The organism is Blautia ammoniilytica (assembly GCF_025566965.1).
GTDB classification, from domain to species: Bacteria; Bacillota; Clostridia; order Lachnospirales; family Lachnospiraceae; genus Blautia_A; species Blautia_A ammoniilytica.
Window position 1 is genome coordinate 1 of the sequence record NZ_JAOQJL010000050.1, and the last position, 24,658, is coordinate 24,658.

Annotated in this window: 27 protein-coding genes and 1 pseudogene; 24 read left to right on the forward strand and 4 right to left on the reverse strand. The window is 41.1% G+C overall.

Translation table 11 applies throughout. The features are described 5' to 3' along the window. Positions 1-119 precede the first annotated feature (119 nt). A complete protein-coding gene (locus tag OCV61_RS16955; RefSeq protein ID WP_158422785.1) occupies positions 120-602 on the forward strand; it encodes a low molecular weight protein-tyrosine-phosphatase in 483 nt (160 codons plus the stop codon). A 207-nt stretch (positions 603-809) separates the two neighbouring features. Then, positions 810-1,754 (forward strand): DUF5688 family protein, encoded by a 945-nt coding sequence (locus OCV61_RS16960; protein WP_158422787.1) that lies wholly within the window; start codon positions 810-812, stop codon positions 1,752-1,754. 112 nt (positions 1,755-1,866) lie between these two features. On the opposite strand, the gene OCV61_RS16965 is transcribed toward OCV61_RS16960, so the two are convergent. The 3 genes from OCV61_RS16965 to OCV61_RS16975 form a co-directional block, all read right to left on the reverse strand. Further along, positions 1,867-2,661, reverse strand: coding sequence for an ABC transporter ATP-binding protein (locus OCV61_RS16965; RefSeq protein ID WP_158422788.1), 795 nt, complete (start codon positions 2,659-2,661; stop codon positions 1,867-1,869). Further along, a complete protein-coding gene (locus OCV61_RS16970; protein ID WP_158422789.1) occupies positions 2,654-3,577 on the reverse strand; it encodes an ABC transporter permease in 924 nt (307 codons plus the stop codon). The genes OCV61_RS16965 and OCV61_RS16970 overlap by 8 nt, the downstream gene beginning before the upstream one ends. Positions 3,578-3,690: 113 nt before the next feature. After that, complete coding sequence (locus tag OCV61_RS16975) at positions 3,691-4,662, reverse strand: ABC transporter substrate-binding protein (RefSeq protein WP_158422790.1); 972 nt, start codon at positions 4,660-4,662, stop codon at positions 3,691-3,693. A 556-nt stretch (positions 4,663-5,218) separates the two neighbouring features. Between OCV61_RS16975 and OCV61_RS16980 the strand changes: the two genes are divergently transcribed. The 5 genes from OCV61_RS16980 (at position 5,219) to OCV61_RS17000 (ending at position 11,263) form a co-directional block, all read left to right on the forward strand. Next, complete coding sequence (locus OCV61_RS16980; protein ID WP_005428603.1) at positions 5,219-8,263, forward strand: SrtB-anchored collagen-binding adhesin; 3,045 nt, start codon at positions 5,219-5,221, stop codon at positions 8,261-8,263. A gap of 233 nt (positions 8,264-8,496) precedes the next feature. Further along, entirely contained in the window at positions 8,497-8,823 is a 327-nt protein-coding gene (locus OCV61_RS16985; RefSeq protein WP_005428604.1) for a YdcP family protein, read from the forward strand. A gap of 15 nt (positions 8,824-8,838) precedes the next feature. After that, positions 8,839-9,222 carry a YdcP family protein gene (locus OCV61_RS16990; protein ID WP_005428605.1) on the forward strand — a complete coding sequence of 128 codons (384 nt, stop codon included), beginning with the start codon at positions 8,839-8,841 and terminating at the stop codon, positions 9,220-9,222. Between the two features lie 97 nt (positions 9,223-9,319). Further along, positions 9,320-9,502 (forward strand): hypothetical protein, encoded by a 183-nt coding sequence (locus tag OCV61_RS16995; RefSeq protein WP_005428606.1) that lies wholly within the window; start codon positions 9,320-9,322, stop codon positions 9,500-9,502. 393 nt (positions 9,503-9,895) lie between these two features. Further along, positions 9,896-11,263 carry an FtsK/SpoIIIE domain-containing protein gene (locus OCV61_RS17000; protein WP_005428608.1) on the forward strand — a complete coding sequence of 456 codons (1,368 nt, stop codon included), beginning with the start codon at positions 9,896-9,898 and terminating at the stop codon, positions 11,261-11,263. A gap of 5 nt (positions 11,264-11,268) precedes the next feature. On the opposite strand, the gene OCV61_RS17005 is transcribed toward OCV61_RS17000, so the two are convergent. Beyond that, positions 11,269-11,469 carry a helix-turn-helix domain-containing protein gene (locus OCV61_RS17005; RefSeq protein WP_004612745.1) on the reverse strand — a complete coding sequence of 67 codons (201 nt, stop codon included), beginning with the start codon at positions 11,467-11,469 and terminating at the stop codon, positions 11,269-11,271. Between the two features lie 111 nt (positions 11,470-11,580). Here OCV61_RS17005 and OCV61_RS17010 point away from each other — a divergent pair, with 111 nt between their 5' ends. The 17 genes and pseudogenes from OCV61_RS17010 (at position 11,581) to OCV61_RS17090 (ending at position 24,280) form a co-directional block, all read left to right on the forward strand. Continuing rightward, entirely contained in the window at positions 11,581-11,991 is a 411-nt protein-coding gene (locus tag OCV61_RS17010; protein WP_005428610.1) for a hypothetical protein, read from the forward strand. Positions 11,992-12,229: 238 nt separating this feature from the next. Then, positions 12,230-13,426, forward strand: a complete 1,197-nt coding sequence (mobT, locus tag OCV61_RS17015) for a MobT family relaxase (protein ID WP_005428611.1) — start codon at positions 12,230-12,232, stop codon at positions 13,424-13,426. 33 nt (positions 13,427-13,459) lie between these two features. Next, positions 13,460-13,573 (forward strand): annotated as a pseudogene (locus OCV61_RS17020) (DUF3789 domain-containing protein); the annotation flags it as partial. Further along, positions 13,574-13,795 carry a hypothetical protein gene (locus OCV61_RS17025; protein ID WP_002323342.1) on the forward strand — a complete coding sequence of 74 codons (222 nt, stop codon included), beginning with the start codon at positions 13,574-13,576 and terminating at the stop codon, positions 13,793-13,795. 213 nt (positions 13,796-14,008) lie between these two features. After that, complete coding sequence (locus OCV61_RS17030; RefSeq protein ID WP_005428613.1) at positions 14,009-14,425, forward strand: YjdF family protein; 417 nt, start codon at positions 14,009-14,011, stop codon at positions 14,423-14,425. 115 nt (positions 14,426-14,540) lie between these two features. Then, entirely contained in the window at positions 14,541-14,837 is a 297-nt protein-coding gene (locus OCV61_RS17035; RefSeq protein ID WP_005428614.1) for a hypothetical protein, read from the forward strand. Beyond that, complete coding sequence (locus OCV61_RS17040) at positions 14,756-15,259, forward strand: antirestriction protein ArdA (RefSeq protein WP_005428615.1); 504 nt, start codon at positions 14,756-14,758, stop codon at positions 15,257-15,259. The genes OCV61_RS17035 and OCV61_RS17040 overlap by 82 nt, the downstream gene beginning before the upstream one ends. A gap of 17 nt (positions 15,260-15,276) precedes the next feature. Next, positions 15,277-15,780 carry an antirestriction protein ArdA gene (locus OCV61_RS17045; RefSeq protein ID WP_002323345.1) on the forward strand — a complete coding sequence of 168 codons (504 nt, stop codon included), beginning with the start codon at positions 15,277-15,279 and terminating at the stop codon, positions 15,778-15,780. 109 nt (positions 15,781-15,889) lie between these two features. Next, complete coding sequence (locus OCV61_RS17050) at positions 15,890-16,288, forward strand: conjugal transfer protein (protein WP_003061368.1); 399 nt, start codon at positions 15,890-15,892, stop codon at positions 16,286-16,288. Then, entirely contained in the window at positions 16,266-18,716 is a 2,451-nt protein-coding gene (gene tcpF, locus OCV61_RS17055) for a conjugal transfer ATPase TcpF (protein ID WP_158422791.1), read from the forward strand. Before OCV61_RS17050 ends, tcpF begins: the two co-directional genes overlap by 23 nt. Beyond that, complete coding sequence (locus OCV61_RS17060; RefSeq protein ID WP_158422792.1) at positions 18,716-20,926, forward strand: CD3337/EF1877 family mobilome membrane protein; 2,211 nt, start codon at positions 18,716-18,718, stop codon at positions 20,924-20,926. Before tcpF ends, OCV61_RS17060 begins: the two co-directional genes overlap by 1 nt. Continuing rightward, the gene (locus OCV61_RS17065) at positions 20,923-21,930 is read left to right on the forward strand and encodes a bifunctional lytic transglycosylase/C40 family peptidase (protein ID WP_065531187.1); all 1,008 of its coding nucleotides are present in this window, start codon (positions 20,923-20,925) and stop codon (positions 21,928-21,930) included. Before OCV61_RS17060 ends, OCV61_RS17065 begins: the two co-directional genes overlap by 4 nt. A 16-nt stretch (positions 21,931-21,946) precedes the next feature. Continuing rightward, positions 21,947-22,849, forward strand: coding sequence for a conjugal transfer protein (locus OCV61_RS17070; RefSeq protein WP_158422793.1), 903 nt, complete (start codon positions 21,947-21,949; stop codon positions 22,847-22,849). 105 nt (positions 22,850-22,954) lie between these two features. Further along, entirely contained in the window at positions 22,955-23,167 is a 213-nt protein-coding gene (locus OCV61_RS17075; RefSeq protein WP_005428622.1) for a helix-turn-helix transcriptional regulator, read from the forward strand. Further along, positions 23,164-23,598: a hypothetical protein gene (locus OCV61_RS17080; protein ID WP_005428623.1), complete on the forward strand. Its 435-nt coding sequence runs from the start codon at positions 23,164-23,166 to the stop codon at positions 23,596-23,598. Before OCV61_RS17075 ends, OCV61_RS17080 begins: the two co-directional genes overlap by 4 nt. 18 nt (positions 23,599-23,616) lie before the next feature. Then, entirely contained in the window at positions 23,617-23,976 is a 360-nt protein-coding gene (locus OCV61_RS17085; protein WP_023921721.1) for a DUF3784 domain-containing protein, read from the forward strand. Between the two features lie 79 nt (positions 23,977-24,055). Continuing rightward, complete coding sequence (locus OCV61_RS17090) at positions 24,056-24,280, forward strand: hypothetical protein (RefSeq protein ID WP_005428625.1); 225 nt, start codon at positions 24,056-24,058, stop codon at positions 24,278-24,280. Positions 24,281-24,658 lie beyond the last annotated feature (378 nt).

Sequence of the window (24,658 nt, forward strand, 5' to 3'; positions counted from 1 at the left end):
GCTTTTTTGTGCTTTTTCTAAAAAAAAATTGAAAAAATATAAAAGAAAAACTTCCACTTAAGAAAAAATGGAAGTTTTTCAGTGCCCTTTAAATACAGCATTTCAAGGAGTTTTAAGCAATGATAAGTGTGTTATTTGTCTGCCACGGCAATATCTGCCGTTCGCCTATGGCAGAATTTATTTTGAAGGATATGGTTCAGCAGAAGGGTATCGCAGATCTGTTCTTGATTCGGTCTGCGGCTACCAGCACAGAGGAAATCTGGAACGGGATTGGCAATTCGGTATATCCGCCAGCACGGGAGATATTGCGGAAACATGGGATTTCCTGTGAGGGGAAGAGAGCAGTGCAGGTAACAAAAAAAGATTATGGAAAATATGATTATATTTTGGGAATGGATCAGAGAAATATACGGAATATGCTGAGAATTTTTGGGGGAGATCCAGAGGGGAAGATAAGACTGTTGCTTGAAATGACAGGGAGAAGCGGAGATATTGCGGATCCCTGGTATACAGGGGATTTCCAACTTACATATTTGGATATAGAGGAGGGTTGCAAAGGATTTTTGCAGTATCTGGAGGAAAATGGAAAGATAAATGGGTGAAATTTGCTGGATTTTCTCGTTTTTTTCTTCTTTACAAGTGGGGCGAGATTGGCTATACTGATTTCACAGCAACTCAATGGGGAGCAGATGCTCCCTTTCTTTTTATAACCGTTTGGGAAAACGGCTTTATCATTGGACATATCGTCCAATTATCTCTTAAAGTATTAGAAATCAAACCGCTATTAGTGTATGAAAGGAACCATATATATGAATAAAAACTATGAAGAGTTTATAGGTGAATTGCGCCTTTTTTTACTTAATGAAACTGGATATACAGAGGATAAGATTTATTTCCGAAAAAAGGGAGAGAAGATGGCGGAAAATGGAGACAGGCTATTTTTGGTGTGTGCAGAAGAAGATGGTATGAAAGAAATATGTGGGGTACATGTGCAAGAATTGTTTGAAGACTATGAACGGGGAAAAGAATTGAATGAACTTGGAACGATGATATTAACAGAGTTAAAAAAAGTAAATCATGCTGAATTTTTTGACAAAACTAAGAATCTTACTGATTATGAAATGATTAAAAAGGATTTATTTATTAGGCTTTTAAATCTGAATCGAAATAAGGATGAATTGGTACATGCTGTATACAGGTGTATTGGTGATATTGCTGTTGTTCTTTATATGAGAATTTCAGAATCTGCAGATGGGATCACCAGCATGAAGATACGGAAGGAGTATCTTGAGGAATGGGGGATTTCCAGGGAAAAGATTCTTGAGGAAGCATTGACAAATACGATGAAAATGACACCCCCAAGGATTTACTGTTGGGAAAAGCTTATTTTTGACCCTGAATATGATGGTGAGGATTTTATGGGTAAAGAGAATAGTGATGTAGAAATTTCCAGAAAATCATTGGGGATTTGCTTAAGTACAACAAAGCGTACTAACGGGGCGGCAGCAATTTTTATGCCAGGTGTTGCAAAACGTATGGCAGAATTGCTGGGACAGGATCTGTATCTGGCATTTACCAGTGTACATGAAGTAATGGTACATGATGCAAGACAGGTTTACCCGGAAGAATTAGAGGATGTGGTCAGTGAAACAGTGAAGGAAACAACACCGGAGGAGGATTTTCTTTCAATAAGAATATATAGATATTGCAGGTCAACAGATAGTATTATCTGCGTTTCAGAGGATGAGGATTAGATAAAAGAGTGCCGCTATGGGTCCACATTGGGTGGAGGCGTGGACTCATAAGGACACTCATCTAATTTACTTATAACGCTGTATCAGGATTCATTAACAGGAATGTAAAGTATCAGCCAAGAATAGCAGCGTCATTGGAAAATTCTTCGCCACTGGCCTGTTCAAATTTGTCCAACAGATTCTTCACAGTCAGTTTTTTCTTCTCTTCACCCTGGATGTCCAGGATTACTTTTCCGTCCATAAGCATGATCAGACGATTACCATGGGCAATCGCGTCTTTCATATTGTGGGTGATCATTAGGGTTGTAAGATGGTCACGGTTTACGATCATGTCTGTGATTTCAAGGACTTTTGAGGCTGTTTTGGGATCGAGGGCAGCTGTATGCTCATCCAGAAGAAGCAGCTTTGGCTTTTTCAGGGTGGCCATTAAAAGGGTCAGAGCCTGGCGCTGTCCACCAGAAAGCAGGCCAACTTTGGAGGTGAGTCTGTTTTCAAGACCTAGGCCAAGAACTTTAAGAAGTTCCTTGTATTCTTCACGTTCCTGCTGGGTGATACCTTTGCGAAGTCCGCGTTTGGTACCTCTTCGTCTGGCAAGTGCAAGATTTTCTTCGATTCCCATTGTGGCAGCAGTACCTGTCATCGGATCCTGAAATACACGGCCAAGATAAGCGGCGCGTTTATGCTCGGAAAGCTTTGTTACATCAGTGCCGTCAATAACGATCTGTCCTTCGTCAACTGGCCATACACCAGCAACTGCATTTAGAAGGGTAGATTTTCCTGCTCCATTTCCACCGATTACAGTAACAAAATCTCCTTCATTTAATTTCAGGGAAAGTCCGTTTAAAGCGATTTTTTCATTGATGGTACCAGGATTGAATGTTTTATAAATATTTTTAACTTCAAGCATTGTGATTTCCTCCATGTTTTGCTGCTTTTGTAAATTTTCCTTTCCAGTATGGGATCGCCAGGAAAATAGCAACGACAAAAGCGGACAGCAGTTTCAGCAGGTCTGTATCAATACCCATCCAGATTACTGTCTGCAGCACCAGGTAATATAAAATAGAACCAAATGCCACGCTTAAAAGCTTCAGTGCAAAGTTACGAAAAATACGGCTGAAAATGGCTTCGCCGATAATAACAGCTGCAAGACCGATAACGATGGCACCACGTCCCATATTTACATCTGCAAATCCCTGATACTGAGCAAGAAGGGCACTGGAAAGTGCAACCAGTCCGTTTGAAATCATCAGTCCAAGTACCTTGCAGAAATTAGTATTGATTCCCTGTGCCCGGGACATATTGGCATTGCAGCCGGTAGCGCGAAGAGAGCATCCAAGCTCAGTTCCGAAAAACCAGTACAATACAGCGATCACAACGATAATAAAAAGGGCAACGATCAGAATTGTATTCTGGGTGATAGGAACATTTTTGATCCGGCGAAGGGAAACAAGAATGTTATATTTGTCAACATTGATTGCCTGATTGGCTTTTCCCATGATCTTTAAGTTGACAGAATAAAGGGAAAGCTGTGTAAGGATTCCAGCAAGGATTGCAGGAATACCCATAAATGTATGGAAAACACCTGTAAGCAAACCGGCTGCCATACCTGCAAGAATGGCAACAAGAAGGGAAATCCATACGTTGTGGCCGTTCAGCATCATCATAATACATACGGCTCCTCCGGTACACATGGTACCGTCTACAGTCAGGTCGGCAATGTCAAGTACCCGAAAGGTAAGATAAACGCCAATTGCCATGATTCCCCAGATCAGTCCCTGGGCAGCAGCTCCGGGGAGAGCCTGGATTAAGTTCATAATTTGCATGATTGTATTCCTCCTGTTAATACAGCGAAAAGCGAGAGAGGTATTTCCCTTTCCCGCTGTCCGCTGATAGTGCATGAAATTAATATTATTCTTGAATTTAAGTTATTTTCTGATCATTCTTCAATTGCTTTGTAATCATCCGGAATCTCAATGCCAAGGTCTTTACAGATGGTTGGATTGTATTCTTTTGTAAAGTTTGGTGCATATTCGATTGGCATAGTAGAAATGTCTTCACCGTCCTTCAAGATACGAACAGCCATTTCGCCAGTAGCTTTTCCAAGATCATAGTAGCTGATAGAAAGAGTAGCAACACCACATCCCTGGCAGATACCTTCTTCACCTGCGATTACAGGAACCTTTTCTGCACTGCAGATATTGTTGATGATCTCTGTATTAGAAGCTACTGTGTTATCTGTTGGAACATAGATCACATCACTGTCAGATGCGGCAGATGTAGCAACAGAAGCAAGGTCGTTGGAATCAGAGAATGCATAATCAGAGCATGTATAACCAAGATCTTCAAGGGCTGCTTTTACTGTATCAACCTGATACTGGGAGTTTGCTTCTGCAGAACAGTACAGCAGTCCTACAGTTTTTGCATCCGGGAAAAGTTCATTCAGCATAGCTGCCTGCTGATCCAGCGGAGCAAGATCAGACGTACCGGAAATATTTCCACCTACTGTACCGTCAAAATCATCAATTTCAAGAGCAACGCCGTAATCTGTAACAGCGGTTCCAAGAATCGGGATATCAGTAGTGCCTGCTGCGGCAGCCTGCAGGGAAGCAGTTGCATTGGCAAGGATCAGGTCTACATTGTCTGATACAAGACCATTGATAATCGTAGAACAAGTATTGGAATCACCCTGTGCATTTTTTTCTTCAAAAGTTACGGCATCGCCAAGAGCATCTGTAAGGGCGTCCTTAAATCCCTGTGTTGCTGCATCTAATGCTTCGTGCTGAACAAGCTGGCAAATACCTACGGTGTATGTTTTGTCACTTTCTTCTGCGTTGACAGCGGTAACACTGCCTATGGTTCCGATTGACATTAAGCTGGCCAGTGACACGGCTAAAACCTGTTTTTTCATAACTTTGTATCCTCCTCGAATTGTATTTAAACTATATTCTCCTATTTGAAAATGTACTGGTTTTGATACTGCATTTGCATTTTCAGAAATTAAGTAACTATTCAGTAGGAATTATCCGTGAGGGTACTGAATTGTTACGAAATTGATATAAGGAGAGTGTTTATTTATAATGTAGCAGTATAACGCTTTAAAGTCGCAAAGTCAAGGCGGGAAATAAAAAAATGTATATGGGAGAATAAAAAATCACATATGCAAGAAATAAGGATTATACATGAATTTTCCATTTCAACGGATATGTGGCCTGATGGCAATTTCTGCATATTTTATAGAGAGAAGATAAAAGGATAGAAAAGAAATGGCTTACTCGATCATGTTGGACGCCGGTCATGGGGGTTGTAGATAACGCAAGTAATGAAAACAACGAAAATACAAGGAGAAAGGCAACTGTTGTACCTATTAAAATAGAATATGTGTGAGAGGACAAGCCTTTCAATAATGTAGACGTTCAGAAATGAGCGTCTATTTTTATACCCAAAATGAAAGGAGCATTAGATTTATGAAAAAGACATGGAAACGATTGTGTACGGGCTTCTTAGCTCTTGCAACTGTCGTTACTGCTTTACCGACTACACCCGTTCATGCAGAAAGCAAGCAATACTGGACAGAAAGTGCCGAGCGTGTCGGTATCATTGAAAAAGTAATGAATGACGGTTCTATCGGTTCGACATTCAATGAGGGCTATATGAAAGTCGAGGGCGAAACTGCCTATTGTATTGACATCAATACAGATTTTAAGAATGGCTACAAGACCAGAGCTGACGCAAGCTCACGCATGAGTGCCGACCAGATTTCAGATGTGGCGTTATCCTTAGAGTATGTCAAACAGTATGGCGAAGCTCACAAGGAATTGAACTACAAACAAGTCTATCTGTTGGAACAATGTGTAGTCTGGCAGAGATTGAGCGTACATCTTGGCTGGCAATGTGATAACGTGCGAGCTTCTTATAATGAAATTCCAAAGGCTACGCAGGACGAAGTTTTCTCTGGTGCAAAAGCCTTTGTCAAAGAGAATAAAGGACGCTATGAATGTGGCGGTTATATCTACTCTGGCGAGGGGCAGGAATTAGGGCAATTCTGGGCGAAACTGAATGTTGGAAATGCGAAACTGCAAAAGACTTCCAGTAATACCAGCATTACAGACGGTAACGGGAATTACTCTGTTGCTGGTGCAACATACGGTGTCTTTTCTGATAAGGACTGCACGAAACAGCTTGCCACCCTTACGACTGATGAAAACGGAAATACAGATGTTGCAGAGGTAACGGCTGGCACAGTCTATATCAAGGAATTATCCGCACCAGCAGGATATAAAGTGGATAAAACAATCTATTCATTGACAATCAAAGCTGGCGAAACAGCAACCTTGAAAGTATCAGATACACCAAAAGTAACAGACACTTTGATTGAGCTTTTCAAAATAGATATGGAAACACAGAAAGACAATCCGCAGGGGAACGCTTCTTTAGCAGGTGCGGAATTTACATGGAAGTATTATGCTGGCTTCTATAATAAAGACAATCTCCCTGCCGAAGCTAATCGTACATGGGTTACAAAGACAATCGCTGAAACAGACAGCGACGGGACAACTCACTACATCACAAAATTAGCGGACGCATACAAGGTGTCTGGCGACAGCTTCTATATGCAGGAGGGCAAAGCCGTTCTTCCACTTGGGACACTAACCGTTGAGGAAACAAAAGCTCCAAACGGCTACTTGTTAGACGGTGCATATATGCAGGCTGGCGATAAGTCCGAACAGATAAAAGGCTTATATGTAACACAGATTACCGAGGACGGCGACCTTGCCGTACTATCTGGAAGTAACCAGTTTTCCGTATCTGACAAGGTTATCCGTGGCGGTGTGAAAATTCAGAAACGAGATTTAGAAACGGGCAATACAAAGCCACAAGGAAGTGCTACCTTGAAAGATACTGCTTTTGACATCATTTCCTTAAATGATAATGCGGTATTGGTTGAGGGCAAGTTATACAAGAAAAATGAAGTGGTAAAGACAATTCGTACCGATATTGAGGGTGTCGCTTCTACTTCTTCCGACCTTTTACCTTACGGAAATTTCCGTATCGTTGAAAGTGAAGCTCCCGACGGTTACTTAACTGACGGTGCAAAACCGATTGATTTTACAATCACAGAAAATGGAAAAATCGTGGACTTAACCGACGAAGCCCATTCTATCTACAATCAGATTAAGCGTGGGGATATTGAGGGTGTAAAAATCGGTGCAGGCACACACAAGCGTCTTGCTGATATTCCCTTTAGGATCACAAGCAAGACAACGGGCGAAAATCATGTAGTGGTAACTGATGATAACGGGCAATTCTCCACTTCTGCTGACTGGGCTTCTCATAAGCACAATACCAACGCAGGAAAGACCAGCGAGGACGGTGTGTGGTTTGGAACTTCTGAACCAGACGACAGCAAGGGTGCATTACCTTATGATACCTATATCATTGAAGAATTACGCTCTGATAGTAACAAAGGCTTTGAACTTATCCCACCTTTTGAAATCGTGGTATCAAGAAATAATCTTGTGATTGATTTAGGAACGCTGACTGATGAATACGAAAAAAAAATCTCTATTTATACCACAGCGGCCAGTAAGGACGGCAAAAAGACTATCCTTGCAGGAAAAGAGGTAACAATCGTTGATACTGTCAAATTAGACGGACTTACAAAAGGCACAAAGTATCAGTTGAAAGGCTGGCAGATGTTAAAAGAAGAAAATGCCGAGCTTATCATTGACGGAAAACGTGTGGAAAATGACTATACTTTTGTCGCTGATGATAAAGAAATGAAAGTAGAAATTTCTTATACATTCAATGCGTCTGCTTTAGGTGGCAAAAACCTTGTTACTTTTGAAGAATTGTATGATTTCAGCAATCCAGACGAACCCGTGAAAGTTGCAGAACACAAGGACATTGAGGACGACGGGCAAACCGTACTTATCACAGAGCGTATCATCAAAATTCATACGACTGCTACCGACAAGGACGGCAACAAAGAGATTGAAGCTGGAAAAGAGGTAACAATCATTGATACCGTAACTTTAGAGGGCTTAGAAGTCGGTACACAGTACAAACTTGTGGGCTGGCAGATGTTGAAAGAAGAAAACGCCGAGCTTCTTATCAATGGAAAACGTGTGGAAAGTGATTATACCTTTACTGCTGACAGCGAAACTATGAAAGTGGAAGTTGCTTTTACCTTTGACGCTACTTCCCTTGACGGCAAACAGCTTGTAACTTTTGAAGAATTGTACGATTTAAGCAATCCAGACGAGCCGAAGAAAGTTACCGAGCATAAGGACATTGAGGACAAGGGACAGACGATTACCTTTAAGGAAAAACCAGAAGTCCCAGAAGAACCCGAAACACCACAGACACCAGAAAAGCCTAGCAGACCGAGCGACAGTCCCAAAACGGGCGATAACACCAACCTTTACGGACTGCTTGCACTTCTTATGACTTCTGGTGCTGGACTGGCAGGTATCTTCTTCTACAAACGCCGTAAAATGAAGAAATCATAAGGCGGTAACGGTATGAGGAAAGAAAAATCATGCTCTCCGCCGAAGCTGTCAAACGGCAGACTTTTGCTTATTCTGGCTTGTCTGCTTACGACCTGCAAGAACACGGATAGTCAAGGGTGCGAAGCATTGATTTTACCCTTTACTATCTGTGGGATTGCTGGTACTTCCCAAACTGCCAGAATAAGAAATCACAATCAATTTATCAAAAATAGAAAGAAACGAGGTAAAACAATATGGAAATGAAATATGTCGTGCCAGATATGGCACAGTCTTTTGGAACTCTTGAATTTGCAGGCGAAAGCGACCATGTTTTTGACAGAGATAAAGATAACCGTAGAGTTTTCGCAAGAAGAAGCTACAACCTTTATTCAGATGTGCAGAGAGGGGAAAATGTTGTCGTGGAAATTCCCGTGCAGGCTGGCGAAAAGAAGTTCAAGTATGAGCAGAAAGTAAAACTTGTCAATCCGAAGTTATATGGCAGAGGTTACGCAATCGGGGATATGGGACATACCGATTATGTGTTGCTTGCTGATGATATTGTAGCAGTTGAAGAAAAGTAAAGGAGTGAAGAATTTATGAGATTATCAAACGGGTTTGTTATTGACAAAGAGAAAACATTTGGAGAATTAAAATTTACAGCGGTGCGTGATGTGTTCTTGCAGAATGAGGACGGGACACCGAGTACCCAGCTTAAAAAGCGTATCTATGATTTGAAGTGCAGTCTGCATGGTGGAATTATCCCCGTGTCTGTACCGCCAGAAGTACCGTTAAGGGAATTTCCGTACAATGCAGTTGTGGAGCTTGTCAATCCAGTAGCCGATACGGTATCACGAAAGACTTATACGGGTGCAGATGTGGACTGGTATGTAAAGGCAGAGAATATTGTGTTGAAAAATAAAGGCAATCAGAACGCAGGCAGTCCACAGAACCATACACCGCAGGGACAGCCGAAAAAATAGGCTTACTGAATAGATTTTCATTGTAGCGGATATATGGAACTGTTATAATATGGGTATGAAGAAACGGACAAATAATAAGGTGTAAAGGAGACCAGCTATGAAAGATAAAAACATTTTAATTTGTGTGGGAATAATTATTTATATTGCTATGTCTGGAATTGATAGATTTGTTTATCATATACCTAATATTATTTATATACCAGTTGCAATTCTTGGTATTGCTTTAATTTTAATTGGCTTTTTCAAAGATAAATTTAAACAAGAAAATTTCGATTTATAGAACTGAAAATTAAAGATTTAGAAAAGGTGGTAAATATGATAGGGCTAATACTAGGTAATATAATGGTGGTTTTAGGGGTATTCAGTATTATCAAAGGTAAATTGCCCCTTATCAAAAGATATAATGGGGTAAAAAACATAAAGCTACATTCAAGAATTGAGGGAACAGCTATATTATTAGTAGGAATTATGCTGATTTTTCAATGTTTTATATCACTAGGAAATGTTGAAATAGTTATCATTATTTTATCAATTTGTATTTTTTCGTTGATACTAGAAATTGCATTAAAAGTAATATAAAATTCCCATTTGCAAAACTTCATATCCATACACACAAAGCAGTTAGTCTTAGGATTGACTGCTTTTTTTGTACCCAGAAAGGAGTGATTGATTTATGCGTAAGATTTGGAATAAAGGACACCGTATCAGAGCCAGCGACAAGCACCTTGTCTACCACTTTTCCATAGGGATGCTTCTGGTGGTATTCGTGGCGGTTCTTTTGCTACTCAATATCAAACAGCTTATGCGTACTGATTGGGAGCATTTCAGCTTGTTAGAAAACGGCTTGACGCTCTCCCCTTACAACTTCATAACCATATTGATAGCGACGGGTGTTTGTGCATTGGTCGCTTTTCTATATTACCGCTTCTGTTACGACAGTTTCAAGAAGCTCCTGCACCGTCAAAAGCTGGCAAGAATGGTACTGGAAAATAAGTGGTATGAAGCCGATACCGTACAAGACAGCGGTTTTTTTACTGACCGGCAAAGCAGATCAAGGGAAAAAATCGTCTGGTTTCCAAAGATTTATTATCAAATGGAAAAGGGACTTCTTCATATCCGCTGTGAAATTACGCTGGGGAAATATCAAGACCAGCTTTTACGGTTAGAGGATAAATTGGAAAGTGGCTTGTATTGTGAACTGACCGACAAGACCCTGCACGACGGCTATATCGAATATACCCTGCTTTATGATATGATAGCGAACCGTATTACCATTGATGAAGTACGGGCAGAAAACGGCAGTCTTAGGCTGATGAAAAATCTTGTCTGGGAATATGACGCACTCCCTCACGCTCTTATCGCTGGTGGGACGGGTGGCGGTAAAACTTATTTTCTGCTGACGCTCATTGAAGCCCTACTGCATACCAACGCTGTCCTTTACGTCTTAGACCCGAAAAATGCGGACTTAGCAGACTTGGGGACAGTTATGGGAAATGTGTATCACACCAAAGAAGAAATGATTGATTGCGTCAATGCCTTTTATGAGGGCATGGTACAGCGAAGCGAGGAAATGAAGCGACACCCGAACTATAAGACGGGCGAAAACTACGCCTATTTGGGACTGCCACCCTGCTTTCTTATCTTTGATGAATATGTGGCATTTTTTGAAATGCTGGGGACAAAAGAAAGCGTGAGCCTACTTAGCCAGTTAAAGAAAATCGTCATGTTAGGACGACAAGCAGGTTATTTCCTTATCGTTGCCTGTCAGCGTCCAGACGCAAAATATTTCTCGGACGGTATCAGAGATAACTTCAATTTCCGTGTGGGATTGGGGCGTATCAGCGAATTAGGTTACGGTATGCTGTTCGGTTCAGATGTGAAAAAGCAGTTTTTTCAGAAGCGTATCAAGGGGCGTGGCTATTGTGATGTGGGAACAAGTGTTATAAGTGAATTTTACACGCCTTTAGTCCCGAAAGGACATGATTTTCTACAAGAAATCGGCAGGCTGGAAGAAAAAAGGACTGCAAGCAACGAAAGCTGACAGTCCTACTTCAATTTCAATATGTCGTTTGGGGAACATTCCAGAAAATCACAGAGCTTTGCAAGGATTGTAAGGTCAATTCTGGAAACTTTGTTCTTGCAATAGTTATTAAGCTGTGTCCTCTGTAATTTACACGCTTCACAGACTTTGTTTTTGCTGATATTCTTCTCTTTCAAAAGATTTTCTAAATCAATATATACCTGCATACGCTGTACCTCGTCTTTTCTTTGAATTATAAGATACAACTGTATTGATAAATAAGATGTATTACCGTAGACTGTATTATAATACACCCTACAAGAAAGGACAGTAACAGTATGTGCAAAAAGAGAAAAATAATAACAATCACGGTACTTTTTGTGCTGGGAGTGGCGGTTTCCTATCTGCAATGGGGACGTGAGATTGATGTAGTAGGAAGTATGGGGACTTCATCAGAAAATTTCCATGAAGAACACGTTACCTTTACGCTCAACCGTCTTATCATTACAGATAAAGAAAAGTGTGCAGAGGAAATCATCAAAAAATGCAGGGAGAATGATTTTGCTTCTACTCTGTTCAGCTATGATGTGGCAAAGCCCAACGCTTTATATGGTACGGTGTACCGTTCCCGTTTTTCCATGAAAGGACAAAAGCCTTTGTTTCATTTCCGATATACACAGACAGCGGACACGCTCGGTTCATACAACATTGTTGATGATCCAGAAGCGTTCACGCTGGTAATCGAATAACGCAAGGCAGGACGGGACGGCGACGTGCGAAGCGAAAGGCGACGGCACGGACTAGCCGTTGCTGGTGTGGCGTAAGCCACGCCAGCAGGTAAAACCCCTCGGTATCTAACAGAGGGGTACGTTTGCAAATAGACAATAGACAAAAAACATAGGAAACATAAGGCTTCTGGCATGGTTTCCTAACAAAAATCGACTGTGAAGTCGCCTTAAAAAACTTCACACTTTACAGATTGGGGGTATGGTTCTGAATGAAGAACAATGGATAAAAGAATTACGGGAGAAACGGATTGCTTACGGTATCTCACAAGGCAGGCTGGCGGTGGCTTCTGGTATCACAAGAGAATATCTCAACAAGATAGAAAGCGGAAAAATGAAGCCGTCAAAGGAACTTCTGGAAACTCTGCATAAAGAACTGGCAAGGTTCAATCCAGAAGCACCGCTTACCATGCTGTTTGATTATGTAAAAATTCGTTTTCCCACGCTGGATATACAGCACATCATCAAAGATATATTAAAACTGAATATCAATTATATGCTCCATGAAGATTACGGACATTACAGTTATACGGAGCATTACTCTTTAGGGGACATCTTTATCTATACGTCGGCTGACGAAGAAAAAGGTGTCCTTTTAGAGTTAAAGGGGCGTGGTTGCAGACAGTTTGAAAGTTACCTGCTGGCACAGCAAAGAAGCTGGTATGACTTTCTTATGGACGCACTTATAGACGGTGGCGTGATGAAGCGTATCGACCTTGCTATCAACGACCATACGGGCATTTTGGATATTCCAGAGCTTGCGGAAAAATGCAGGAAACGGGAATATATCGGAAAGTCCAGAAGCTATAAGTTTTACCAGTCGGGCGAGCTTATCAAACACAGAGAGGACGACAGAGAATATATGGGACGCACCCTTTATCTTGGTTCGCTGAAATCTGATGTGTATTTCTGTATCTATGAAAAGGACTATGAGCAGTACGTCAAGTTAGGGACACCTCTGGAAGAAGCCGACATTATCAACCGTTTTGAGATACGGCTTCGCAATGAACGTGCCTATTATGCAGTACGAGATTTGCTGACCTATTATGACGCAGAACAGACCGCCTTTTCTATCATCAACCAGTATGTGCGGTTTGTTGATGAAGAACCAGACAAGCGAAAAAATGACTGGAAACTCAATGACCGCTGGGCTTGGTTTATCGGCGATAATCGGCAAAGTTTGAAACTGACGACAAAGCCAGAGCCGTACACCTTAGACCGCACATTGCGGTGGGTACAAAGGCAGGTAGCACCGACCTTGAAAATGCTGAAAAAGATTGATAAGGGAAACGGTACAGACTACATGGAAACAATCGAACAGCAGGCAAAGCTCACAGAAAAGCATGAAATGATAATCAAACAGCAGACGACCCCTGCAAAAGATTTGGTGGAAAGTTAGGAGTGATAAAAAATGTGGGTATTATTAAAAGACTTCCTGCTGGTATCTATGGGAATGGGTATCGGCGTAGTCTTGATGTGTATGTTAAGTGTCGGCAAAGAAGCCGACTATAAAATACAACAATTAAATGAAAGTGAGGACAATTAAATGAATTTCGGACAAAATTTATATCAATGGTTTTTATCAAACGCACAGAGCTTAGTGCTTATGGCGATTGTGGTTATCGGTATCTACTTAGGGTTCAAGCGTGAGTTTTCCAAACTTATCGGCTTCTTAGTAGTTGCCTTGATTGCTGTCGGCTTAGTATTCAATGCTGGCGGTGTGAAAGATGTACTGTTAGAGCTGTTCAATAAGATTATCGGTGCATAAAATTTTATTGTAGTGCTGATATAGGAATGGTATAATTTTCAAGAAAGGTAATCAATCAAATAATGATTATCTAAAATGACAAAGATAAAAACGCAAAGCATTTTATTATGCGAGAGCTGGTAGGTAGCCCAGCCGTCCTATGTTTATAGGGTAAGTAACCTGCCCCTCCGGGTTGTCCGTTCTTTGTTTGGAAATAAACAAGGAGGGATTGATATGAAGACAATAAAATGTAAATTGACTGTGTATTTTGCAGAACCTTTTTGGGTTGGAGTTTTTGAAAGAATTTGTGATGGAAAACTTTCCGTAGCAAAGGTAACATTTGGTGCAGAGCCAAAAGATTACGATATTCAAGAATTTGTGTTGAAACATTATTATGATTTACAATTTAGTCCAGCAGTTGAAACGATTGTAAAAAAGGATAAGAAAAATCCTAAAAGAGTTCTTAGAGATGTAAAGAAACAATTACAGAACAATGGAATTGGGACAAAATCGCAACAAGCTCTAAAATTACAACATGAATTAAAAAAAGAAGAATATAAATCTAATTCCAAACATAAAAAGCAAATGGACGCAGAACAAAAGTTTAAGTTGAAGCAACAAAAGAAAAAAGCAAAACACAGAGGACATTAAATGATGTTGCTATATCATAAACTAAAAATTTTATAAGTTCATATCTACACACAAAGCAGTTAGTCTTAGGATTGACTGCTTTTTTCTTACCTAAATTTCAGATTGGAGTGATGAAATGAACGATATTTTTAAGGATATGCAGGTAAAAGTCGGCTGTGAATACATTTCAGACCTGCCCTCTTACAAACGTAAAGTATGGCATGAAATGAAACGACTGAACCCTACTGACTATGAAGAAAGACAGTTAGAAGATTTTTCAAAGTATGTGTTTGGTATGTCGTACCAGACCATAAAAGATGTGATGAAACAACAGAAAGGACGTGAGGAACAATGCAGGAAACAAGGGTGCTGGTGGAAACGAGAGGAACAACTGGCGAAGAAACAACATCATACTGGTTCGACTTGCCGATAGATGTTGCCGAGCTTGAAGAAAAGTTAGGTATCGGTGCAGAAAGTGGGGATTACCGCATTATCGAAAAGGTGTTGCCTTATGCTGATGAAGTTCACGAACATACAAGCGTGTACCAGCTCAACGAATTAGATTTTATGTACCGCCAGCTTTCAAGTGATATGCAGGAAGAATATGTATCACTGCTTACGGTGTTTGAGAATTTAGAAGCACTTTATATTTGCAGGAACGTGATTACCGTTTATCCCGACTGCAAAAGCATGATAGATGTTGCAAGGCAAAAGCTGATGAATGACCCGACGTTCAAACATTTATCCGAGGACTGTCAAGAATACTACTTTGACTTTGAAGCCTATGCTTCTCACTTGCAGGAACACGGGAAATTTTTAGTAACAGAACACGGTATTTTTGAACTGCCAGAGTAGGAAATGAGGTGGTGCTTATGATTGATGATATGGCGGTTTACATTGCTAATCTTGGCAAATACAATGAGGGCTATTTAGTTGGTGCTTGGTTCACGTTCCCCATTGACGAGGAAGATGTAAAAGAAAAAATCGGCTTAAATGAACAGTATGAAGAGTACGCTATCCATGATACCGACAACTTCCCCATTGCGATTGGCGAGTATGTTTCCATTGAAGAACTCAATGAGATGTATGAAATGATAGAGGAACTTCCCGACTATATCGTAGAATGTCTGGACGAATTTATCAGCCACTACGGGACGCTGGAAGAAGTCGTGGAACATAAGGACGATATTTATTATTATCCCGACTGTGAAACCATGACAGACGTTGCCTACTACTACATAGACGAATTGCAGGCACTTGGGGATATTCCACCCAGCTTACAGAACTACATTGACTATGAAGCCTACGGGCGAGATTTGGATATGGGCGGTTGCTTCATTGAAACAAGCCGAGGTATGTGCGAGATACCATATTAACGCTGGAAGATCAGCGACAAGCATTGTTGCTACTGACAGCGTATTTCTCTTTTAAGGGACAGTCTGAAACATGGCTGTCCTTTTCTATTTTGAAAGGAGCTGAAAGAACTTGAAAAAGATTAAAAGCTACACGGGTATCTGGAACGTGGAAAAAGTCTTGTATGCAATCAATGACTTTAACTTGCCCTTTCCCGTTACCTTTACACAGATTACATGGTTTGTGATTACAGAATTTATCATCATTCTGTTTGGGGATATTCCCCCACTTTCCATGATTGAGGGAGCATTTCTCAAATACTTTGGTATTCCCGTTGCTCTCACTTGGTTCATGTCGCAGAAAACCTTTGACGGAAAGAAGCCGTACAGCTTTTTGAAATCACAGATAACCTATGCCCTGCGACCTAAAATCACTTATGCAGGAAAAGCCGTAAAACTGCATAAACAGATACTCAATGAAACAATCACGGCAGTAAGGAGTGTGAACTATGTTCCCGATAAAATATATTGACAATAACCTTGTCTGGAACAAGGACAATGAGGTGTTCGCTTACTATGAGCTGATACCGTACAACTATTCTTTCTTATCCGCAGAGCAGAAATTTATCGTGCACGACAGCTTTCGACAGCTAATCGCACAGTCCCGTGAGGGTAAAATTCATGCGTTGCAGATTGCCACAGAAAGCTCAATCCGAAGTCAGCAGGAGCAGTCAAAGAAGCTGGTAACTGGAAAATTAAAGGAAGTTGCTTACCAGAAAATAGACGAACAGACCGAAGCGTTAGTATCTATGATTGGGGACAATCAAGTGGACTACCGATTTTTTCTTGGCTTTAAGCTCATGGTTACGGAAGAAAAACTCAATCTGAAGAATATTAAAAAATCGGCATGGCTGACGTTCACAGAACTTCTCCATGAAGTGAACCACACGCTGATGAATGATTTTGTTTCCATGCCGAATGATGAAATCAACCGTTACATGAAAATGGAAAAGTTACTGGAAAATAAAATCTCAAGGCGTTTTAAAGTGCGTCGCTTGGAAATCAATGATTTTGGGTATCTCATGGAACATCTTTACGGCAGGGACGGTATCGCCTATGAAGATTATGAGTACCAGCTACCAAAGAAAAAATTGAACAAAGAAACGCTGATAAAATACTACGACCTTATCCGTCCGACAAGGTGTGTGATTGAGGAAAGCCAGCGGTATTTACGATTGGAACATGAGGACAAGGAAAGTTATGTGTCCTACTTTACTGTCAATGCGATTGTAGGCGAGCTTGATTTTCCGTCGTCTGAAATCTTCTATTTCCAGCAACAGCAATTCACATTCCCTGTTGATACTTCTATGAATGTAGAAATCGTGGAAAATCGAAAAGCATTAACAACCGTCCGCAATAAGAAAAAGGAATTGAAAGACCTTGACAATCACGCTTATCAAGCAGGAAGTGAAACCAGCTCAAATGTGGTGGACGCATTAGACAGCGTGGACGAGCTGGAAACGGACTTAGACCAGAGCAAAGAAAGTATGTATAAGTTAAGCTACGTGATACGGGTGTCTGCACCCGATCTTGACGAGCTGAAACGCCGTTGTGATGAAGTCAAGGACTTTTACGACGACCTCAATGTAAAGCTGGTGCGTCCTGCTGGGGATATGCTGGGGCTTCATTCTGAATTTCTTCCAGCCAGCAAGCGATATATCAATGACTATGTGCAGTATGTAAAATCAGACTTCTTGGCAGGACTTGGTTTTGGTGCTACCCAGCAGTTAGGGGAAAACACGGGTATCTATATGGGCTATTCCGTTGATACGGGAAGAAATGTGTACCTGCAACCGTCTTTAGCTTCGCAGGGTGTGAAAGGCACAGTTACCAACGCCCTTGCGTCTGCTTTTGTCGGTTCGCTTGGCGGTGGGAAGTCGTTCTGCAACAATCTTCTTGTGTATTATTCGGTTCTCTTTGGGGGACAAGCGGTTATCTTAGACCCCAAATCAGAGCGTGGCAACTGGAAAGAAACGCTCCCAGAAATCGCCCATGAAATCAATATCGTAAATCTTACCAGCGACAAGGACAATGCAGGACTTCTTGACCCATTCGTGATTATGAAGAATGTAAAGGACGCTGAAAGTCTGGCAATCGACATCTTGACATTCCTTACTGGTATTTCCTCTAGGGACGGCGAAAAATTCCCCGTGTTACGAAAAGCGGTGCGTTCCGTTACCCAGAGCGACAGTCGGGGCTTGCTCCATGTGATAGACGAGCTACGCCGTGAAGATACACCCATATCAAGAAATATCGCAGACCATATCGACAGCTTCACGGACTACGACTTTGCACATCTGCTGTTTTCAGACGGTACGGTAGAAAATGCTATCAGTCTGGATAACCAGCTCAATATCATTCAAGTAGCCGACCTTGTACTGCCAGATAAGGACACAACCTTTGAGGAATACACGACCATTGAATTATTGTCGGTATCTATGCTGATTGTGATTAGTACCTTTGCCCTTGATTTTATCCATTCGGACAGAAGCATTTTTAAGATTGTTGATTTGGACGAAGCGTGGGCGTTCTTAAATGTGGCACAAGGCGAAACTTTATCAAATAAGCTGGTTCGTGCTGGACGAGCTATGCAGGCAGGCGTTTATTTCGTTACCCAGTCTGCCTATGATGTGTCAAAGGAAAGTCTGAAAAACAACATCGGCTTGAAATTTGCCTTTCGTAGCACCGACATCAACGAGATAAAACAGACCTTAGAATTTTTTGGTATCGACAAGGACGACGAGAACAACCAGAAACGCTTGCGTGATTTGGAGAACGGACAATGCTTATTGCAGGACTTATACGGACGTGTCGGTGTGGTGCAGATACACCCAGTCTTTGAAGAACTGCTACACGCCTTTGATACCAGACCGCCCGTGCAGAGAAATGAGGTGGAGTGATGAAAGAAAGGATAAAAGGTGCGTTCACAAAAAAGAAGATTTTCCACTTTCTCAAAATGGCTCTGTTCGTGGTGGCACTCTCCCTTATCCTGCTTTCACTTCTGGGGACGGTGGCTCATGCGACGGGGCTTGTGGACGATACCATAAACGCAGAAAATCTTTACTCAAAATATCCCCTTTCCAACTACCAGCTTGATTTTTATGTGGATAATAGCTGGTCGTGGCTTCCGTGGAACTGGCTGGACGGTATCGGAAAATCGGTGCAGTACGGGCTTTACTGTATTACCAACTTTGTCTGGACGATAAGCCTTTATTTAAGCAATGCCACGGGCTATGTGGTGCAGGAAGCCTATAAACTTGATTTTATTAACGATATGGCAGACAGTATCGGAAAGAGCATACAGACCCTTGCAGGTGTTACCGAGAATGGCTTCGGGAGTACGGGATTTTATGTAGGTTCTCTATTACTGATAATTTTAATCATTGGTATTTATGTTGCCTATACGGGACTGATAAAAAGAGAAACCAGCAAAGCGGTTCAAGCGGTTATCAATTTTCTTGTGGTGTTCGTGCTGTCCGCTTCATTTATTGCTTACGCTCCCGACTACATCAAGAAGATAAATGAATTTTCATCAGACATCAGTACCGCTTCACTTGACTTGGGAACAAAAATCATGCTCCCCAACTCTGACAGCGAGGGCAAGGACAGCGTGGACTTGATACGGGATAGCTTATTTTCTATTCAAGTGGAACAGCCGTGGTTACTCTTACAATTCGGGAACAGCAACGCAGAAGAAATCGGGGCAGACCGTGTGGTCGCTCTTGTATCAGCAAGTCCAGAGGACGAAGACGGGAAAACACGAGAAGAAGTCGTGAAAACAGAAATTGAGGACAACGACAACAACAATCTGACGATACCGCAGGTCGTGAACCGTTTAGGCATGGTGTTCTTCCTATTCATTTTTAATATAGGTATCACAATCTTTGTATTCCTACTGACAGGGATAATGATGTTAAGCCAGATACTTTTTATTATCTTCGCTATGTTCCTGCCTATTAGTTTCTTGCTCTCTATGATACCGAGCTATGAAAGCATGGCAAAGCAGGCAATCGTAAGGGTATTTAATACCATAATGACACGGGCAGGAATTACACTCATTGTAACGGTGGCGTTCAGTATTTCCAGTATGTTTTATAACATCTCCAAAGATTACCCGTTTTTTATGGTGGCGTTTTTGCAGATAGTATGTTTCGCTGGTATCTACATGAAGCTGGGCGATTTAATGAATATGTTCTCTTTGAACGCTAATGACAGTCAAAGCATGGGACGAAGAATTTTCCGCAGACCGTATCTGTTTATGCGACATAGGGCTAGGCGTATGGAACACCGTATTGCAAGGGCGGTAAGTGCTGGCGGTATTTCGGGCGGTGTCGCTGGTGCGGTGGCTGGAAGTGCCGTTGCTGGAAAACGAGCTGAAAGAAAAAATACAGCTTCTAAAGAAAATCGGGGCAATACCACTTCCAGCATGGGACAGCGTGCAGGCTCAAAGGTGGGTGCTGTCTTAGATACGAAAAATAAAGTGAAAGACAAGGCAAACGCTGTCAAAGAGAATATCAAGGATATGCCGACACAGACCGCTTATGCGGTGTATTCCGCAAAGGAAAAGGCAAAGTCCAGCGTGTCCGACTTTAAGCGTGGCATGGTGCAGGAACAGCAGTCCAGACAGACGGGACGATTGGAAAAGCAGGAACAGCATAGACAGAATATTGCTGATAAGCGTATGGAGCTTCAAAAGGCACAAGAAGCAAGGCAGGCACAGCGAAAGGCTGACGGATCAGCGACAACGGGAGCTACCCGTCCCCATGAGCGACCAGCCACAGCTTCAACCATTCCAAAGCCGAGTGCTGAAAAAATGCAGGAAGTCAAACGTCCTGCCACAGCGACCACTTCAAAAGCAAGTGAGCCAGTCAAGACAACTGTTATCAAAGAGCGTCCGTTATCTTCTGGTGCTTCTGATAGAAAAGCGACCCAGCCTGCACAGACAGTACATAGGCAGAATGTAGAAAAAGTGGTATCGCAGGAAACACGCCAGAATTACACCAAAGACCGCAGGACAACGGTTCAGCAGACGCAAACCGTCCAAAAGAACCAGCAGACAACAGAGAAAACTCGTAACCTTGTGATGAAGAAAGGACAGAAGAAAAAATGAAACTGAAACATATCGCTCTCATTGGCACTCTGTTTCCTATCCTCTTTTCTCTGGTGCTTTTCTTTGGTGTGTTGATTAGTGCGGACAGCGACGACGAGAACAGCAATTTTTCTTCTGGCATTACGGGTATGAATTTATCCGCAGAAGTCTTGAAACATCAGCCTATGGTAGAAAAATACGCCAGAGAATACGGTATCTCCGAGTATGTCAATGTATTGTTGGCTATCATTCAAGTAGAAAGTGGCGGTACGGCAGAAGATGTTATGCAGAGTTCGGAAAGTCTTGGTTTACCGCCTAATTCTTTAGATACGGAAAGTTCAATCAAGCAGGGGTGTAAGTATTTTGCGTCCCTGCTTTCTTCCTGCAAAAATCAAGGTATCGACGATTTGAATGTAGCGATACAGTCTTATAACTATGGCGGTGGTTATGTGGGATATGTGGCAGGAAAAGGAAAGAAACACACCTTTAACCTTGCAGAGAGCTTCGCCCGTGAGAAATCGGGTGGAAAGAAAGTAACCTATACCAACCCGATAGCCGTTGCGAAGAATGGGGGCTGGCGGTATGGCTATGGAAATATGTTCTATGTGGAATTAGTCAATCAATATCTGACCGTGGCACATTTTGATAATGCGACGGCACAAGCGATTATGAATGAAGCATTGAAATATCAAGGCTGGAAATATGTGTATGGTGGCAGTAACCCGAACACTTCCTTTGATTGTAGCGGACTTGTGCAATGGTGCTATGGAAAAGCTGGTATCTCCTTACCGAGAACCGCACAAGCACAGTATGACGCTACCCAACATCTTCCGCTTTCGCAGGCAAAGGCTGGGGATTTGGTATTTTTCCATTCTACCTATAACGCTGGAAGTTATGTAACCCACGTCGGTATTCTTGTTTCGCCGACACAGATGTACCATGCAGGCGACCCGATAGGATATGCAGACCTAAGCAGTAGTTACTGGCAACAGCACTTAATCGGTGCAGGACGAGTAAAACAATAGAAAGGACTTGAAAAATATGTTTAAGAAGAATGAGAAACAGACAGAAAATGTCAAAGAAAAAAAGGTGCGTACCGTTAAAGTAGGCACACATAAGAAAACCGTGATTGCATTGTGGGCGGTGCTTATCGCAAGCGTGAGCTTTGGAGTATATAAGAATTTTACCGCTATCGACCAGCACACGACCCATGAAAAAGAAATCATAGAGCTTCGCTTGCAGGACACCAACGGGATAGAAAATTTCGTAAAAAACTTTGCGAAGTCCTACTACACATGGAGTAACAGCAAAGAAGCGATTGAAGCAAGGACGCAGGCAATCAGCGGTTATCTGACAAAAGAATTGCAGGACTTGAATATAGATACCATTAGAACCGATATACCGACCAGCTCCACGGTTACAGATGTGATTGTATGGAGTATCGAACAGTCGGGAATGGACACTTTTTCTGCTACCTACGAAGTAGATCAGCAGATAAAAGAGGGAGAACAGACAAGCAATGTGAAAGCAACCTATACCGTAAAAGTCCATGTGGACGCTGACGGGGATATGGTAATCGTTCAGAACCCTACCCTTGCCCCTGCAATCGAAAAATCAGACTATGAGCCAAAGACACCAGAAGCAGACGCAAGTATAGACGCTGATACCGTCAATGACGCTACCGCATTTTTGGAAACATTCTTTAAGCTGTACCCGACAGCTACGGAAAAAGAGCTTGCTTACTATGTAACTGGAAATGTGCTTGAACCTATCGGCAGGGACTACCTTTATTCTGAATTGGTAAACCCTATCTTTACAAAGGACGGGGACAATGTGAAAGTCAAGGTTGCTGTAAAATTCCTTGATAATCAGACAAAGGCAACGCAGGTATCGCAGTATGAGCTTGTGCTACATAAGGATAGTAACTGGAAGATTATAAAATAATAGCTCTATTATACCCCCTCCTCAATATGTGTCATGCTAGCTTGGCATTTGAAGTCAATATGATATAATGACAATGTAAGGCTAACTTGACACTGAAAAGGAGGGGTGATTTTGAAAAACCGTGTAAAAGAGTTGCGTGAAAAGGAGGGACTAACGCAAAAGAAATTAGGCGAAAAAGTAAATGTTTCAAGACAAGCAATCAACGCTATTGAAACGGGAAAATATGACCCATCACTTTGGTTGGCTTATGATATTGCACAACTATTTAATATGAGCATTGAAGAAGTATTCAATTTTAAGGAGAGTGAGAGAAAATGAAATCATTAAAAAATCCTATGACTAATGCGATTTATATAGCTTCAATTACTGCTATTTACGCTATGATATTTATAGTTTCGTCTGAATTTGTATCAAAGTATGCTTATTGGCTTTCTGATAGTCGGTGGTCTTTGTTCATTCAAAACAAAAACATGAAATTTATAGGACTTGGGATGATTGGCATAGCAATTATCATTGACATATTCTCTGCTTTAAGAAGAAAGAAATATGATGAGTATCAAATAATTGCATTAGAAAAAATCATGCTATTTAATGGACTTTTTATAACGATTATCTTTCCATTTTCTTTATTTATACTTATTTTTGCACCGATATATTTTGTGGAAACGATTTTTGCTTTTATTCTATTTCAATGGTTGTGTATGGTAATTACAGAAGTGCTTTATTTATTTAAGAATTATAAAATTTAAGTGGAAGGAGTTGTTACTATGTGGTTTGTTTGGGTTATGTGGGGAATAGTTACCATTTCTATTATTGCAACAATTATTTTGATGACAGGAAAGGGAAGTAAATTTGTTACTGGTTTTAATACTAAAAGTACAGAAGAAAGAGCACAATATGACTCAAAAAAAGTGAGTAAACAAGCAGGAATTTTTATGATTTTAATAGATGTAGGATTGATTGCACTTGTTTCGTATATTCAGTTTAGAGCCGTTCCAGCTATTCAAAATAACACAATTTCAAATTATGGAACAGAAATAACTATTGTTTCATTAGGAATTTGTGCTTATATAATTCTTGTTGCAATGATAGCGGTTATTCGTGGCTTTAAGCATAGTAAGAAATAATGAGGTTAGAATGATAACCTCAAGTTCCTATGTAATTATTAAAGAAATTTACTACAAATAATTTGTTTGAGGTATTGGTATGATAAGACTTAAAAAACGAGATATAAAAAAGGCATTAAAAGCTGGTGCAAAAGCTGGCGGTGTATCATTAGCTGATGTTCGAGCTGATATTGAAGCAACGATTGATGAAGCAATGAACAGTACCGACCCTGATGTGCAGGCAAATTTCAAAAAGTATTTTGGAAATAAACGCCCTACGCCAGAAAAATATATTTATAAGATTACGAAAAAGACAGTAAAATAAGTGCTTTAAAGGGGGCTTGTATTATGGAACGCTTTAAGTACAATCTTATACGGTCATACACTACCTAACTGCATTTTATCAACAACTGAATATTTTATAGCTATAATAGCTCGTATAAAACTATATGTTTTGTGCGGGCTTTTTTCATACCCGAAAAAATTAAATTTTTTTCAAAATAGGTCATTAAATCACACCTTTCATTCCCTATATGGTGCGGAAAGAGGGATAAACACTTTTCAAATCATAGAGGAAAGGGGGTGAGATTGATGAAACCGTCTGACTTCTGCAAATTCTGCTCGAACGGTACGCCTATTCTGAAATCAGCGGTACATTCATTCTGATTTAGCGGTACGCGTTTTCTGCTCAAAACGGTACGTT

Excerpts from the sequence above, each read along its gene's own strand:
- OCV61_RS16955 (WP_158422785.1), top strand. The coding sequence starts at position 120 with ATGATAAGTGTGTTATTTGTCTGCCACGGCAATATCTGCCGTTCGCCT.
- OCV61_RS16960 (WP_158422787.1), top strand. The coding sequence starts at position 810 with ATGAATAAAAACTATGAAGAGTTTATAGGTGAATTGCGCCTTTTTTTA.
- mobT (WP_005428611.1), top strand. The coding sequence starts at position 12,230 with ATGGTTCTGAATGAAGAACAATGGATAAAAGAATTACGGGAGAAACGG.
- OCV61_RS17085 (WP_023921721.1), top strand. The coding sequence starts at position 23,617 with ATGTGGTTTGTTTGGGTTATGTGGGGAATAGTTACCATTTCTATTATT.
- OCV61_RS17010 (WP_005428610.1), top strand. The coding sequence starts at position 11,581 with ATGTGCAAAAAGAGAAAAATAATAACAATCACGGTACTTTTTGTGCTG.
- OCV61_RS16975 (WP_158422790.1), bottom strand. The coding sequence starts at position 4,662 with ATGAAAAAACAGGTTTTAGCCGTGTCACTGGCCAGCTTAATGTCAATC.
- OCV61_RS17035 (WP_005428614.1), top strand. The coding sequence starts at position 14,541 with ATGAACGATATTTTTAAGGATATGCAGGTAAAAGTCGGCTGTGAATAC.
- OCV61_RS17080 (WP_005428623.1), top strand. The coding sequence starts at position 23,164 with ATGAAATCATTAAAAAATCCTATGACTAATGCGATTTATATAGCTTCA.
- OCV61_RS16990 (WP_005428605.1), top strand. The coding sequence starts at position 8,839 with ATGAGATTATCAAACGGGTTTGTTATTGACAAAGAGAAAACATTTGGA.
- OCV61_RS17030 (WP_005428613.1), top strand. The coding sequence starts at position 14,009 with ATGAAGACAATAAAATGTAAATTGACTGTGTATTTTGCAGAACCTTTT.
- OCV61_RS17090 (WP_005428625.1), top strand. The coding sequence starts at position 24,056 with ATGATAAGACTTAAAAAACGAGATATAAAAAAGGCATTAAAAGCTGGT.
- OCV61_RS17025 (WP_002323342.1), top strand. The coding sequence starts at position 13,574 with ATGAATTTCGGACAAAATTTATATCAATGGTTTTTATCAAACGCACAG.
- OCV61_RS17070 (WP_158422793.1), top strand. The coding sequence starts at position 21,947 with ATGTTTAAGAAGAATGAGAAACAGACAGAAAATGTCAAAGAAAAAAAG.
- OCV61_RS16980 (WP_005428603.1), top strand. The coding sequence starts at position 5,219 with ATGAAAAAGACATGGAAACGATTGTGTACGGGCTTCTTAGCTCTTGCA.
- OCV61_RS16970 (WP_158422789.1), bottom strand. The coding sequence starts at position 3,577 with ATGCAAATTATGAACTTAATCCAGGCTCTCCCCGGAGCTGCTGCCCAG.
- OCV61_RS16965 (WP_158422788.1), bottom strand. The coding sequence starts at position 2,661 with ATGCTTGAAGTTAAAAATATTTATAAAACATTCAATCCTGGTACCATC.
- OCV61_RS17005 (WP_004612745.1), bottom strand. The coding sequence starts at position 11,469 with ATGCAGGTATATATTGATTTAGAAAATCTTTTGAAAGAGAAGAATATC.
- OCV61_RS17065 (WP_065531187.1), top strand. The coding sequence starts at position 20,923 with ATGAAACTGAAACATATCGCTCTCATTGGCACTCTGTTTCCTATCCTC.
- OCV61_RS17060 (WP_158422792.1), top strand. The coding sequence starts at position 18,716 with ATGAAAGAAAGGATAAAAGGTGCGTTCACAAAAAAGAAGATTTTCCAC.
- OCV61_RS17040 (WP_005428615.1), top strand. The coding sequence starts at position 14,756 with ATGCAGGAAACAAGGGTGCTGGTGGAAACGAGAGGAACAACTGGCGAA.
- OCV61_RS17000 (WP_005428608.1), top strand. The coding sequence starts at position 9,896 with ATGCGTAAGATTTGGAATAAAGGACACCGTATCAGAGCCAGCGACAAG.
- OCV61_RS16985 (WP_005428604.1), top strand. The coding sequence starts at position 8,497 with ATGGAAATGAAATATGTCGTGCCAGATATGGCACAGTCTTTTGGAACT.
- OCV61_RS17045 (WP_002323345.1), top strand. The coding sequence starts at position 15,277 with ATGATTGATGATATGGCGGTTTACATTGCTAATCTTGGCAAATACAAT.
- tcpF (WP_158422791.1), top strand. The coding sequence starts at position 16,266 with ATGTTCCCGATAAAATATATTGACAATAACCTTGTCTGGAACAAGGAC.
- OCV61_RS16995 (WP_005428606.1), top strand. The coding sequence starts at position 9,320 with ATGAAAGATAAAAACATTTTAATTTGTGTGGGAATAATTATTTATATT.